Consider the following 13,840-nt stretch of genomic DNA (forward strand, 5'->3'; position numbering starts at 1 on the left):
CCGTCCCAGTCCCCGCATCCGCGCGCCAGCGCTATTGCTGGGCCACCTCGATCTCGACCGACAGCGCCTCGCCGCTGCCGCCCAGACGCGAGCCGGTCACCGGCGCGGCCTCGGCATAATCGAGGCCGGTCGCGACCCGGACATAGCGCCCGTCCGGCGACATCTCGTTCGACACATCGAACCCGACCCAGCCCAGGCCCTCGACATGCGCCTCGGCCCAGGCGTGACTCGCCTCGTGCTGGACGTCGTCGGTCATCAGATAGCCCGAGACATAGCGGGCTGGAAAGCCCATCTCGCGGGCGCAGGCGACAAAGACATGGGCATGATCCTGACACACCCCCCGGCCCGCCGAGACCGCCTCCTCGGCGGACCAGTCGGGACGCGAGGCCCCGATCTCGTAGCGGACCGCGCCATGAACCACCCGCAGGAGCGCATGCAGCCGGTCGAGATCGTTCTCGCCCCTCACCTCGCGCATCAGCGCCCGGCAGCCCGGCCCGGCCCGGGTCCGGGCGGTGGGATGGCGGAACAGCCAGAGCGGCGAGGGACCGCGATGCGGACCGATCACGCCCGAGGTGTCCAGCACCTCGACCTCGCCCTCGCTGCGCACCACGAGCTCGGTCACGTCCTTCTCGAAGCTGATCAGCTCGACCGTGTTGCGGTGATGGTCCTCGAAGCTCAGCTCCTTGCGACCGCCCTCGACCGTGGTCTTCCAGGCGATCACCCGCTGTTCAGGCCCATTCTTGGGGATCTTGCGCAATTGCTGGAGCCCGTAGATCACCGGGTCGTCGAAGGCGTAGCGCGTGGAATGGCGTATCTTCAGTCGCATCGGATCACTCGTAGAATCTGTAATCTATCTCGATCTGCCGACCGAGCTCGCTGAGCGCGCCCAGCACGTCCTGCAGGAATTCATGCAGGCCGTAATCGAAGATCGCATCGATATCATGTGCGCTGAAGCGCTGCTTGAGCACCTCGGCCAGTTCATGAGAGCGGTGGCGCGCGCCGTAGTCGAGGGCGAGATATTCGAGATTGTCGCGGATCTTGGTGACCGAGAATTCGAGGCTGCGCGGCATCTTGCGGTCGAGCACGAGGAACTGGGCGATGTCGCGCGGGCTGGCCTGACTGCCATGCACCATCCGGAACCCGCCCCGCGCAGAAACCGCGCGCAGGATCGTCTCCCATTGCACATTGTCGATCGACGAGCCCACCGAATAGGTCGAGGGCAGCAGCACGTAATACTTGACGTCGAGAATGCGGGCGATGTTGTCGGCGCGTTCGAGGAATGTGCCGATCCGGACGAAATTGAAGATGTCGTTTCGCAGCAGCGTGCCCTGCGTGGTGCCGCGCACCAGCGCGGTGCGATCCTTGATCAGGTCGATCACCGCAGGCAGGTCGCGCTCGTTCACCCGGCGCGACAGCGCCTCCCGCACCGCCATGTAACAGCCGTTCATCGCCTCCCAGACATCATGGGTCAGCGCGGTGCGGACCACGCGGGCATTCTGCCGCGCCGAGGAAATGGCCGAGAGTACCGAGGAAGGGTTCTCCTTGGCGCGCAGCATCCAGTCGATGGCACCTTCCTTGGTGACCGCCTCGTGATGGCGCTTGTAGGCCTTGGCCACGCCCCCGGTCTGCATCACCGAGCCCCATTCGTCATCGGGGCTGTCGAGCCGGGTCAGCGCGATGCGCTGGCCGGTCTCGACCAGGCGCGAGGTGTTTTCGGCCCGCTCGATATAGCGGTACATCCAGAAGAGCCCGTTTGCGGTCTTGCCCAGCATCGCGTCAGTCCTCGAGCACCCAGGTGTCCTTGGTGCCTCCGCCCTGCGACGAGTTCACCACAAGCGATCCCTTCTTCAGCGCCACCCGGGTCAGCCCGCCGGGGGTGATCTTGATGCCCGCGGGGCTGACCAGCACGAAGGGACGCAGATCGACATGCCGCGGCGCCAGCCCGTTCCGGGTGAAGATGGGAACGGTCGAGAGCGACAGCGTCGGCTGGGCGATGTAATTGCCGGGCCTGGCCTTCAGCTTGTCGCGAAAGGCCGCGATCTCCTTTCGGGTCGAGGTCGGGCCGATCAGCATGCCGTAGCCGCCAGAGCCATGCACCTCCTTGACGACCAGATCCTGCAGGTTGTCGAGCACATAGGCCAGCGCCTCGGGTTCGGAACAGCGCCAGGTCGGCACGTTCTCGAGGATCGCCTTCTCGCCGGTATAGAATTCGACGATGTCGGGCATGTAACTGTAGATCGCCTTGTCATCGGCGATGCCGGTGCCGGGCGCATTGGCGATGGTGATCCGCCCCGCCCGGTAGACATCCATGATGCCCGGGACCCCCAGCGCGCTGTCGGGATTGAAGTTCAGCGGGTCGAGATAGTCGTCGTCGACCCGGCGATAGAGCACGTCTATCGGCCGGTAGCCCTCGGTCGTGCGCATCGCGACCTTGCCTCCGACGATGCGAAGATCCTGCCCCTCGACCAGTTCCACCCCCATCTGGTCGGCCAGGAAGGCATGCTCGAAATAGGCCGAGTTGTAGATCCCTGGCGTCAGCACCGCGATGGTGGGCTTCTCGTCCACATCCGGGGGCGCACAGGCCGCCAGCGAACGGCGCAGATCGAGCGGATAGGTCTGCACCGGCTGCACCCGGTTGCGCGAGAACAGCTCGGGGAACATCTGCAGCATGGTCTCGCGGTTTTCCAGCATGTAGCTGACACCCGAGGGCGTGCGGGCATTGTCCTCCAGCACATAGAACTGGTTGTCGCCCGTACGCACCAGATCGATGCCGACGATATGGGTATAGACGCCCCCCGGCGGCTTGACCCCGATCATCTGCGGCAGGAAGGCCTCGTTGCGCGAGATCATCTCTTCGGGGATGCGGCCCGCCTTCACGATCTCCTGGCGGTGATAGATGTCATAGAGAAAGGCGTTGATCGCCTTCACCCGCTGTTCGATCCCGCGCGAAAGCTTCTGCCATTCGCGCCCCGAGATGATCCGCGGGATGATGTCGAAGGGGATCAGCCGCTCCTCGGCCTCGGCCCGTCCATAGACATTGAAAGTGATGCCGGTCAGGCGAAACACCTCTTCGGCCTCGCGCTGCTTGGCGCGCAACCGGGCGATGTCCTCACCCTCGAACCACTCGTGAAAACGCTCATAGGGCGACCGCAGAACCTGTGCGCGGCCCCACATCTCGTCGAAGGTCTGGCTCTCGTTCATGGCTTAACGCTATGTCCACCCTGTGGCACCGGCAATGATTTCCCCTCACCGAACGCGCAACAAAAATGCGGATGCCTAAAATATATACAACAACTTTAGCGAGTGTTTCCAAGCCAAGGACATAGCGGAAAAACTGCAGTTGTAAAATACGGAACAGGGCCACCCGAGGCGGCCCTGTCTGTCAGGTCGCGGCAGGCTCAGTCCCGCCCGAGATGTCCGAGCCCATGCCCCGAAAGGCCGCCCGAGACCTCTTCGGTCGCCTCCGAAGCCAGTTCTCCGGGCAGCACCAGGTTCAGGACGATGGCGATCAGCGCTGCGGGCAAGAGCCCGCTGGTCATCAGGATCTGCAAGGTATCGGGCAGGTATTGCACCGCTTTCGGTTCAAGCTGCAGGCCGAGCCCGACCGACAGCGCGATCGCGAAGATCACCATGTTGCGCCGGTTCCAGTTGACATCCGACAGCATCGAGATGCCCGCGGCGACCACCATGCCGAACATGACGATCACGCCGCCGCCCAGGACCTCGATCGGGACCGTCGCGATCAGCGCGCCGACCTTGGGCACCACGCCGCAGAGGATCAGGAACAGCGCCCCGATGGTCACCACATGCCGGCTCATCACCCCGGTCATCGCGATCAGGCCCACATTCTGGCTGAAGGAGGTGTTGGGCAGCGCCCCGAAGGCACCGGCGATCGCCGTGCCCACACCATCGGCATAGGTCGCCCCCGCAATCTCGCGGTCGGCGGCCTCGCGCCCGGCGCCGCCCTTGGTGATGCCCGAGACATCGCCCACGGTCTCGACCGCCGAGACCACGGCCATCAGGCAGAACCCGATGATGGCGGCGAGGCTGAAATCGACCCCGTATTTGAACGGCAGCGGCACCTCCAGCACGGCCGCGCGCTGCCAGCCGGCGCCGATACTGTCAAAGGTCACCATGCCCGTCGCGAGCGCGAAGAGATAGCCTGCCAGAATGCCCACCGCGACCGCCGAGACCGACAACAGCCCGCGCGCGAAGAATTTCAGCCCCAGCGTGACGAAGACCACGACCAGCGCCGCCGACCAGTTCAGCAGGCTGCCATATTCGGGGCTGTCGATCGCCGCGACGCCGCCCGCGGCATACTGGATGCCGACCTTGACCAGGGCGAGCCCGATCATGGTCACCACGAGCCCGGTGACAAGCGGCGGCAACGCGAAGCGGATCTTGCCGATTACCGTGCCCAGCATGGCGTGGAACAGCCCGCCGACGAAGACGCCGGTGAACAGCATCGGCAACGCCTCGACGCCTCTGCCCGCGACCAGCGGGATCATGATCGGGATGAAGGCAAAGCTCGTGCCCTGCACGATCGGCAGCCGCGCGCCCACCGGGCCCAGACCGATGGTCTGGAACAGCGTGGCGATCCCCGCAAACAGCATCGACATCTGGATCATGTAGGTCATGTCGGGGAAGCCCTCGGCCCCCGCCTCGGACCCGAAGCCGAAGCCCGCAGCCCCCGCGACGATGATCGCCGGCGTCACGTTCGAAACGAACATCGCCAGCACATGCTGGATCCCCAGCGGTACCGCCTTGTGAAGCGCAGGCGTATAGTTCGGGTCGCGCAGCTGTTCCGGCGTCCCGATGGAGCTGTCTGCAGCCATCGTCGAAATCTCCCCGTCGTCGTTACTTGCCTAGCCCGGCCGCGCGCGCCTTATCGTCAGCGTCGTCTTCAGACGGACCTCTTCCAGATTGGCCCCCGCGCCGATGCGGTCGATAACGGCGAAGAGCCCCGAGCCCGAAATCGGACACAACACGCCGTGCCAGACATTCCGGCCGATATTCACCCCCTGCCCCGGACCGGCAATGAAGGCCGAGGGCCGGCCCGGCCGCCCCCCTTCATCCGGCGCCACAATGACCAGAAATTCGGCATTCTGCATGGGAATGAAGCATTGCGAGCCCAGCGGGTGCCGCTCCATCAGCGTGCACTCACAGGGCAGCGCCCGGATCTCGGCCTGAAACAGGCTGATCCCGGGCTGCCCGTCGACGATGTCGAGCCTGGCAAGATCGGAATAGCGGCGACAGAAGCCCTCGTTGATGAGCTTGAAATCGCCGCCGGTTTCGATGACCTCGCCGAAGGGCGCGAAACCGGCCGCGGTCAGCGGCTGGGCCTCGATCATCACAGCGCCCCGAGCGCAAGCGCCGGATGGCGGTTCACGTCCTTGTAGAGCAGATAGCGGAACCGTCCCGGCCCGCCGGCATAGCAGGCCTGCGGGCAATAGGCGCGCAACCACATGAAATCGCCCGCCTCGACCTCGACCCAGTCGCGGTTGAGCTTGTAGACCGCCTTGCCCTCGAGCACGTAAAGCCCGTGCTCCATGATATGCGTCTCCTCGAAGGGGATCACGCCGCCCGGCTCGAAGGTGACGATATTGACATGCATGTCATGGCGCAGATCGTCCGGATCGACGAAGCGCGTGGTGGCCCAGCGCCCCTGGGTGTCGGGCATGGCATTGGGTGCGACCGCGGCCTCGTTGGTGACAAAGGCCTCGGGCGGCGCGATGCCCTCGACCGCCTGATAGCGCTTGCGCAGCCAGTGGAACCGCGCGGGCACCGTGCCCGAATTCGCGACCGTCCACCCGGAGCCCGGCGGCAGATAGGCATAGCCCCCCGCCGTCATGTGATGCGCGTGCCCGCCGAGCCTGAGATCGAGCCCGCCCTCGGTGACGAAGATCACCCCTTCGGCGCCCGGATCGGGCTCGGGCCGGTCCGACCCGCCGCCGGGGCCCACCTCCATCACATATTGCGCGAAGGTCTCGGCAAAGCCCGTCATAGGCCGCGCGATGATCCAGGCCCGCGTGCCCGTCCAATGCGGCAGATTGCTGGTGACGATGTCGCTCATCACGCCTTTGGGAATGACCGCATAGGCCTCGGTGAAGACGGCGCGGCCGGTATGCAGGACCTCCTGCCCCGGAAGCCCGCCGGTCGGGGCGTAATACTGGCTCATGGCAGGATCTCCTTCAGGCGCAGCAGCGCGATCCGTTCGACCTGACGACAGGCCTCGGCGAATTCGGCTTCGGGGGTATTTTCAAGCCGGCGCTCGAAGGCCGCGAGGATGCCCGCCTTGTCGTGATCCTTCACCGCGATGATGAAGGGAAAGCCGAAGCGCTCGGTATAGCGGCGGTTCAGATCCTCGAAACGCGCGCGGTCCGCGTCGCTCAGCGCGTCGAGCCCGGCCGAGGCCTGCTCGGCGGTCGAGGCCTCGCTCAGCCGTTTCGCGGCCGCGAGCCTGCCCGCCAGATCCGGATGCGCCTTCAGCACCTCCAGCCGCTTCCCGGGCCCGGCCGCGCGGAACACCCGCGCCAGGGCGTTATGCAGCCCCGGCGCGCTGTCATGCGCAGGGCCAAGCTCGAGCCCGAAGGCGCCCTCGGCGATCCAGGGCGACTGTTCGAAGATGCCCCCGAACCGCGCGACGAAGCTGTCGCGGTCCATCGCCGTGGGCCGTTCCCGGACGACCGGCGGATTGACCTCCGCCCAATGCTCGGCGATGTCGATCCGCCGCGCGACCCAGACCCCGTCGAAGCCCCGGATGTAGTCGAGAAACCGCTTCAGCGCCGCCGCCCGTCCGGGCCGTCCCACCAGGCGGCAATGCAGCCCGACGGTCATCATCTTAGGCGCGCCGGCAATCCCCTCGGCATAAAGCGTATCGAAACTGTCGCGGAGATAGGCATAGAACTCGTCGCCCGAGCCATAGCCCGCCGCCACCGAAAAGCGCATGTCATTGGCATCGAGCGTATAGGGGATCACCAGCTGATGCCGGTCGCCCACGGCCATCCAGTAGGGCAGATCGTCGTCATAGGTGTCCGAGACATAGGCAAAACCGCCATCCTCGGCCGCAAGCCGCACGGTCTGCGCCGAACAGCGCCCCGTGTACCAGCCGCGCGGCGCCTCGCCCGTGACCTCGGCATGCAGCCGCCTGGCCTCGGCCATATGGGCGCGCTCTTCCTCTTCCGAGAAGTCCTTGTATTCGACCCATTTGAACCCGTGGCTGGCGATCTCCCAGCCGGCCTCCTGCATCGCGGCCACCTGTTCGGGCCCGCGCGCCAGCGCCGTCGCCACGCCATAGACCGTGACCGGCATGTCGCGCTCGGTGAACATGCGGTGAAGCCGCCAGAACCCGGCCCGGGCGCCATATTCGTACATCGACTCGATGTTCCAGTGGCGCTGGCCCGGCCAGGGCACCGCGCCCACGACCTCGGACAGGAAGGCTTCGGAGGCCGCATCGCCATGCAGGATGCAGTTCTCGCCGCCCTCCTCGTAGTTGATGACGAATTGCACGGCGATCTTGGCGCCGTTCGGCCATTGCGGGTGGGGCGGCGTCGCGCCATAGCCCCGAAGATCACGCGGATAGCGGGTCAAAAGAGGTCCTCCTTCGGATTACTTTCGCATAAACCATGAATAACGCGCCGTCTTTCAAGTATTTCCTGAAAGTCTTTCGGGGTCTTCCTTGCGGGCCGGGTTCTGCGCCATAAGGAAGCCAGCCCCTTTCAGCGCGAGGACAAGATGCCCGGCTATCTGACCACCCATGTTCTGGACACCGCGACCGGGCGGCCCGCCGCCGGGCTGAAGATCGCGCTTTACCGCGTCTCTGGCAATTCCCACCGCAAGATCGCCGAGACCGAGACCAATGCCGACGGCCGTACCGATACGCCGATCCTGCCGCCCGGAACCTTCAGGACCGGAACCTACGAGCTGGTCTTCTTCGCGGGCGACTATCTGGAACGAGCGGGCCTTGCGACCGGCGAGGTGAAATTCCTCGACCAGATCCCGATCCGCTTCGGCATGGAGGATGCAGAGGCGCATTACCACGTGCCGCTGCTGCTCTCGCCCTATGGCTATTCGACCTATCGCGGCAGCTGATAGATCTGCGCCCGCCGGCGCAGCGCGGCCTTGATCCGCTCGGCCATGAACTCGATGAAGAGCCGGCTTTTCGGGTCCTGGTTCTTCTTGTGGGGAAACAGGCAGGCCAGCCGGGCATCGGGGGGCGGGGTGTCTTCGCAGACCGGGATCAGCGCGCCAGAGGCCAGATGCTCGGCCACATCGAAGACGGGCTTGAGCACCACGCCACGCCCGTCCAGCGCCCAGGCGGTCAGAACATCGCCATCGTCGCAGGCATAGGGACCCTTGACGTTGAAGCTCTGCGGCCCCTCGGGGGTCTGCAGCGTCCAGCGGAACTCGCGTGAGCCGGGAAACCGCAACAGAAGGCAATCATGTCCCTGCCCGATCAGGTCGGCCCCGCAGCAGGGCATTCCCCGCCGCGCGACATAGCCGGGGGACGCGCAAAGCACCCGCGCGCAATCGCCGAGCGCCCGCACCTTCAGCCCCGAATCCGGCAGATCGCCCAGCAGGAACCCCGCATCGAGCCCCTCGCCCGCCAGATCGACCCGCCGGTCCGACAGGCGCAGCCGCACATGGATGTCGGGGTAGCGGTCCTGGAACAGCACCACATTGGGCGCGATCAGCCGCCGCCCCACCCCCAGCGGCGCCGAGACATAAAGCGAGCCGCGCGGGTGATGGGTGATCTCCTGCACCGCGGCCTCGGCCTCTTCCAGCGCCTCGAGCACCTTGACGGCCTTGGGATAATAGATCCGCCCCTGCTCGGTCGGCTGGATCGAGCGGGTGGTGCGGGTGAACAGCCGGATGCCCAGATGCCGTTCCAGATCGGCGATCCGCGACGAGGCCACCGCGGCCGATACCTGCAGATCGCGCGCGGCGGCCGACATGTTGCCCAGTTCGTAGACACGCACGAACATTCGGATCGTATTGATGCTGGCCACGGGAGATTATTCGGGATTTCTTGAAGCTGATCGGGATAATCCGGAATTATCAGAAAGCCCGCCCGGCGTATAGCCTGCACCCATCTCAAGGAGTTTGCCCATGTTCGACCTCTCGCTGGTCTGGGACTGGCTGGAATTCGCGGTGCGCTGGCTGCATGTCATCGCCGGGATCGCCTGGATCGGATCGTCCTTCTACTTCATCGCCCTCGATCTGGGGCTGACCCGATCGGGTCCGTTGCCCGCAGGCGTGCTGGGTGAGGAATGGCAGGTTCATGGCGGCGGCTTCTACCATATCCGGAAATACATGGTCGCCCCCGACCACATGCCCGAGCACCTGACCTGGTTCAAATGGGAAGCCTACTGGACGTTCCTGTCGGGGCTGGCCCTGCTGGCGCTGGTCTACTGGATGGGGGCGGATCTGTTCCTGATCGATTACGACAAGATCCAGTGGGCGCCCTGGCAGGCCATCGCGATCTCGGCCGGATCGCTGACCACCGGCTGGATCTGCTACGACCTGCTGTGCCGCAGTCCGCTGGGGCGCCGCCCGACCGCGCTGATGCTGATCCTCTTCGCGATCATCGTCGCGATGGCCTGGGGCTACACGCAGGTCTTCACCGGCCGCGCAGCACTTCTGCATCTGGGCGCCTTCACCGGCACGATCATGGTGGCCAATGTGTTTCTGGTGATCATGCCGAACCAGCGGATTGTCGTGGCCGATCTGAAGGCAGGACATACGCCCGACCCGAAATACGGGGCCATCGCCAAGCTGCGCTCGACCCATAACAACTACCTGACCCTGCCGGTCATCTTCCTGATGCTCTCGAACCACTATCCGCTGGCCTTCGCGAGCCCCTATAACTGGCTGATCGCAAGCCTCGTCTTCCTGATGGGCGTGACGATCCGGCATTTCTTCAACAGCATGCATGCCCGCAAGGGCCGCCCCTGGTGGACCTGGGGCGCGACCGCGGCGCTGTTTGCCGCCATCGTGGCACTGTCGCTCTGGCCGAGCCCGGACATTGCCGCGCCCGAGACCGAGGCCGCCCTGCCCCCGCATCTGAACCGCGTGATCGCCTCGGCGGGCTTCGACGAGGTGCAGGAGATCGTCGAGAGCCGCTGCGCGATGTGCCACACCGCCCGGCCGCTCTGGCCCGGGCTCGGTCAGGCGCCGAAGGGGGTCCGGCTCGACAGCGCGACGACCCTCGCGCGCCATGCCCGGCAAATCTACCGCCAGGCCGGACTGAGCCATGCCATGCCGCCCGGCAACGTCATGATGATGCCTCCCGAGGAACGGGCGCGCATCGTCGACTGGTATCGCGCGCTGCGCTCCGGCGCATCCTGAGCCCCCGCTCGGGCCAAGGGCGGCGGCCCGGAAACAGACCGCAGAGCCGTTTTCCGAAAGACGCCCGAGGCCGGCCGCCGCCGGGGCGTCTGCGCGTCCACGTTTTCGCTCCCGCCTTTTTCGCCCTCGTCGCCTTCGCCCCCGTCGCCTTCGCCACCGTCGCCTTCACTCTTGCCTCCTCCGCCCCGGCCCCGGCTTACATCGGCATGGAACACCCGCCTCGATGCCACGACTGCGCCCCACCCGCCGCTGTAAGCCGTGGCCCGGTCTGTCAGACACCCGCCACGGCCTCGCCTGCCGTTCTCGCCCTGTCATGCCCGGTCGGGCCACGCCGACGAGAGGCGCCACCGCGTTCAAACTGACGGCGGCGCGGCGCCTGGCCCGAAGCGCCGCCTGCTCCCCGGCAGGCTGCATGCGGGTCCGTCACGTCCTCCCGGAGCCCCCTCAGCAGATGTCCCAAGATGGCCAACGCCCGTCCTCCCGGTCATTGTCGCAGCCGAAGCCGATTTTTGGGCTCGCCTCGCTTCGGGGCCTTTGCTAAACATGCGCCTGCCCCCGGCTCTCTCCCTTCCGAGAGGACCTGACCGGGCAAGCGATGCGGGTGTGGCGGAACTGGTAGACGCACCAGATTTAGGTTCTGGCGCCTTTGGCGTGGGGGTTCGAGTCCCTTCACCCGCACCATTTTGATTTTAAAGGAAAAATTGCTGAACTGGAAACGCTGACCCAGATCGGGCGGCCGAGTTTGGCACTTTGTTAGTACTTTTTGTTAGTACTTTCCTGTTTCGTTTCCGCTCTGTTCGCGTGCCGTCTGCGCCCTTCTGGAAGCTGCTTTCTGGTTCGCCTGGGCGGTATATTTCTGAACCATCGAGAGCGTCTTGTGGCCGGTCACGGCCTGGATGTCGCGCATATCGACGCCCGCGTCGGCCAGCTGTGGCGCAGCAGTGTACCGCCAAGCGTCCGGGCCGTTTACGGCGCTGCCGCAGCACATCGGGATGAGGATATCGAGCCCGTCGTCGGTGCGGATCCAGTGGCAGCGGGTGGTGGTGAAAGCGTCAGCCATGGGCGAAATTCTCTCCGCCGAAATCGCTGCCGTCATCTGGCATTGTGGACCACGCGAGAAATGGCGTGGCCCACAATCTCGAATTTTCTTTTAAAATCCGATCTTTACTTTTGCATTGGTAGGCCCGGAGGGACTCGAACCCCCAACCAAGGCGTTATGAGCGCCCTGCTCTGACCATTGAGCTACAGGCCCGACCTGCGTCTTCACTAGCATTCCCGAGACAGGGGTCAAGTCGGAACCCGGCAGCGGCCTGGCCGGGCCGTATCGTCAGATCGAGAAACCCTAATCCGGCGCACGCGACCTCTGTGAGGGTCAAGGATGTTACAAGCGCCCCTGTCGCGACTTGAGGACGGCCGCGAGGGCCCGCCATTGCAGCCCGCTGCGCGCCATACGGACCAATCCCTGGCAGGCGGCGCGAAAACGATCCGGACCGCTTCCTCTGGACCAGAAAATCGATGCACGGCGGAAAGATCCGTCATCATCCTGATGATCTGCAAAGAAAAATCGTGATATCCCAGAACAATCCGGCAGGGCCGGAATCTTGCGGCGGCCGGCTGGGGGACTGCCTTGACGGTGCACGTGGCCGGAGTGAAGCGCCGAAAAAACTGCCCTTTCCGATCCCGCATCCGGCCCGGAGGCAACCTCCCTCGATCGCGGATGCCGGCCTGGCTCAGCCCCGGGAAATGGCCCGAAATCCGTCGGGGAAACGGCCCCCGAGACGGGAGACCTGCGTCTTGGCCGCCAACCTGCCGGCGGCCGGTCCGCTTCACCGACCTGCGGGCAACGTGCTGGCCGTACCGCCAGTCCGGGATGCGCGTGCCCGCCCTAAACCCGGGAACCGATGCCCTTCCGGCGGCCGCGTCCGGGCCCCGACCTTTACGCACTGATTGCCGCCTCCTGCGATCATCGGCGCCCGGACGGCCTCTGCCGCATCGTCCGGGCCAAGTTTCCTCGCGAGGGGAACGGGCTCAGGACCGGCCTGCGTGACAGGTCGGGCCGGTTGCGATTTTCTCCGCTTCGGGCGCATCCGGGGACCCATCGCCCAGTGCCCCCGGGGACAGCGCCCCTGCCCCATTGGCGACGGCCTCGCCCCCACTCCCGGCCAATTCGGCCAGACCTCCCGGGACGCCGCCGGGCAGAACCATCCCGAGGGGAGGACGCGAGAGGGCCGGGCCGAGGGCTGGGCCGGTCGCGTCGCGCTCATGGCCGCACGCCTCGGCGAATGGCGGATAAGCGGCGCCCAGGAACGGCCGGACCGCCAGCGCGCGCCGCAACTGTCGCCGCAGCGGCGCGGCCAGCGCATCGCGTGCGCCGGTGTCGATCCGCCCCAGACTCTCGGCGACCCGGAGCGCCGCGAGCCGCCCCTGCAATCCGGCCGCCCGGGCGCCGACGATGCCGGCGCCATCGCCCGCGACGAAGACCCCCGCGAGCCCGGCTTCGGTCGCCGCCGCCTCGCCCCAGATATCGCAGACCGGGGTGAAACAATGCTCACGCGGCATCCAGCGATGGGCAAGCCCCAGCGCACAGGAGACCTGCAGGTTCGGCTCTACCCCGTGATGCAGAAAAACCGCATCGCAAGGCAGCCGGTGCTGCGCGCCGCGACGCTGGAACCGCACCGCCTCGGCCCGCTCTTCGCCCTCGATGACGACATCATGCGCCGCGGTGATGCGCGGCACCCCCGCCCGGCGCAGCATCCGCAGCATGCGCCAGCCTTCGGAAAGATGGGGCCAGCCGCCGAAGACACCGCCCAGATGACACATCGCCCGGGCCAGATCGCCCCGTGTCTGGGTGTCGATCAGCGCCGTCGGCGTCACCCCGGCGTGCAGCATCTGCACCGCAAACAGATAGAGCAGCGGCCCGGTGCCCAGCAGCACCGCACGCCGCGGCAGCAACCCGGCCTCTTTCAGCAGGATCTGCCCGGCCCCGACGGTCAATACCCCCGACAGGGTCCAGCCCGGCACCGGCATCGGACGCTCGTGCCCGCCTGTCGCCAGCAGCACCCGACGGGCCCGCAGCGTCCGCGCCACCGCGTCCTGCCGGTAGGTCAGCCGAAAGCCCGGCTCGACGGACAAGACCTCGGCGCCGCCGACAAGCTTGATCCCGGGCTGATCGAGCCCGGCAATCAGACTGCGCCCCTCGAGCGCGGCAGCATCCAGCGCGGCCTCCCACTCCTGCTCTTCATGGTATATATCGCGATAGACCAGCCCGCCCGGCCTCGTCTGCGCATCGAACAGCGCGACCCGCAGCCCGGCCTGCGCCGCCTCACCCGCAGCGGCCATCCCGGCCGGCCCCGCCCCGACCACCGCCAGATCCACCTCATGCATCTGCGGACACTCCCGGCCGGAACGGGCGTGGGGCCCGGGCGCGCAGGCCTCTGCCACGGTCGAACCCGGGCGCGGCCGGGCAATCGTTCGGGCCTGACAGAGACGGCCA

12 protein-coding genes and 2 tRNA genes are annotated in these 13,840 nt (G+C 66.3%); 3 read left to right on the forward strand and 11 right to left on the reverse strand.

The features are described 5' to 3' along the window. Window positions 1-31: 31 nt before the first annotated feature. The 7 genes from ACK8CO_RS01545 to puuE all read right to left on the reverse strand — a co-directional run bounded on the left by ACK8CO_RS01545 (window position 32) and on the right by puuE (window position 7,590). Entirely contained in the window at window positions 32-826 is a 795-nt protein-coding gene (locus ACK8CO_RS01545; RefSeq protein ID WP_414897921.1) for a transglutaminase family protein, read from the reverse strand. 4 nt (window positions 827-830) lie between these two features. Continuing rightward, window positions 831-1,772: an alpha-E domain-containing protein gene (locus tag ACK8CO_RS01550; protein ID WP_414897922.1), complete on the reverse strand. Its 942-nt coding sequence runs from the start codon at window positions 1,770-1,772 to the stop codon at window positions 831-833. 4 nt (window positions 1,773-1,776) lie between these two features. After that, window positions 1,777-3,201: a circularly permuted type 2 ATP-grasp protein gene (locus tag ACK8CO_RS01555; RefSeq protein ID WP_080616120.1), complete on the reverse strand. Its 1,425-nt coding sequence runs from the start codon at window positions 3,199-3,201 to the stop codon at window positions 1,777-1,779. Between the two features lie 197 nt (window positions 3,202-3,398). After that, the gene (locus ACK8CO_RS01560; protein ID WP_414897923.1) at window positions 3,399-4,835 is read right to left on the reverse strand and encodes a uracil-xanthine permease family protein; all 1,437 of its coding nucleotides are present in this window, start codon (window positions 4,833-4,835) and stop codon (window positions 3,399-3,401) included. Window positions 4,836-4,865: 30 nt separating this feature from the next. Beyond that, window positions 4,866-5,351 (reverse strand): ureidoglycolate lyase, encoded by a 486-nt coding sequence (locus ACK8CO_RS01565; RefSeq protein WP_080616118.1) that lies wholly within the window; start codon window positions 5,349-5,351, stop codon window positions 4,866-4,868. Further along, window positions 5,351-6,178, reverse strand: coding sequence for a bifunctional allantoicase/(S)-ureidoglycine aminohydrolase (locus ACK8CO_RS01570; RefSeq protein WP_080616117.1), 828 nt, complete (start codon window positions 6,176-6,178; stop codon window positions 5,351-5,353). The genes ACK8CO_RS01565 and ACK8CO_RS01570 overlap by 1 nt, the downstream gene beginning before the upstream one ends. Next, a complete protein-coding gene (gene puuE, locus ACK8CO_RS01575; RefSeq protein ID WP_414897924.1) occupies window positions 6,175-7,590 on the reverse strand; it encodes an allantoinase PuuE in 1,416 nt (471 codons plus the stop codon). The genes ACK8CO_RS01570 and puuE overlap by 4 nt, the downstream gene beginning before the upstream one ends. Window positions 7,591-7,734: 144 nt before the next feature. Here puuE and uraH point away from each other — a divergent pair, with 144 nt between their 5' ends. Continuing rightward, complete coding sequence (gene uraH, locus ACK8CO_RS01580) at window positions 7,735-8,091, forward strand: hydroxyisourate hydrolase (protein WP_080616115.1); 357 nt, start codon at window positions 7,735-7,737, stop codon at window positions 8,089-8,091. On the opposite strand, the gene ACK8CO_RS01585 is transcribed toward uraH, so the two are convergent. Then, window positions 8,076-8,984 (reverse strand): LysR family transcriptional regulator, encoded by a 909-nt coding sequence (locus ACK8CO_RS01585; RefSeq protein WP_414897925.1) that lies wholly within the window; start codon window positions 8,982-8,984, stop codon window positions 8,076-8,078. The genes uraH and ACK8CO_RS01585 overlap by 16 nt on opposite strands. Before the next feature lie 124 nt (window positions 8,985-9,108). On the opposite strand from ACK8CO_RS01585, the gene ACK8CO_RS01590 reads away from it, so the two are divergent. Together ACK8CO_RS01590 and ACK8CO_RS01595 are read left to right on the forward strand one after the other, a co-directional pair. Then, the gene (locus ACK8CO_RS01590) at window positions 9,109-10,347 is read left to right on the forward strand and encodes a urate hydroxylase PuuD (protein WP_414897926.1); all 1,239 of its coding nucleotides are present in this window, start codon (window positions 9,109-9,111) and stop codon (window positions 10,345-10,347) included. Window positions 10,348-10,944: 597 nt separating this feature from the next. Beyond that, window positions 10,945-11,028: transfer RNA gene (locus ACK8CO_RS01595), tRNA-Leu, on the forward strand. Window positions 11,029-11,113: 85 nt separating this feature from the next. Here the strand turns inward: ACK8CO_RS01595 and ACK8CO_RS01600 are convergent. From ACK8CO_RS01600 to ACK8CO_RS01610, 3 genes are all read right to left on the reverse strand, one after another. After that, window positions 11,114-11,407 carry a tyrosine-type recombinase/integrase gene (locus tag ACK8CO_RS01600; RefSeq protein WP_231119266.1) on the reverse strand — a complete coding sequence of 98 codons (294 nt, stop codon included), beginning with the start codon at window positions 11,405-11,407 and terminating at the stop codon, window positions 11,114-11,116. 116 nt (window positions 11,408-11,523) lie between these two features. Continuing rightward, window positions 11,524-11,599: transfer RNA gene (locus ACK8CO_RS01605), tRNA-Ile, on the reverse strand. A gap of 776 nt (window positions 11,600-12,375) precedes the next feature. Continuing rightward, entirely contained in the window at window positions 12,376-13,731 is a 1,356-nt protein-coding gene (locus tag ACK8CO_RS01610) for an FAD/NAD(P)-binding oxidoreductase (protein WP_414897927.1), read from the reverse strand. Between the last annotated feature and the right edge of the window lie 109 nt (window positions 13,732-13,840).

The organism is Rhodovulum sp. HP10 (assembly GCF_047553435.1).
GTDB lineage: Bacteria > Pseudomonadota > Alphaproteobacteria > Rhodobacterales > Rhodobacteraceae > Rhodovulum.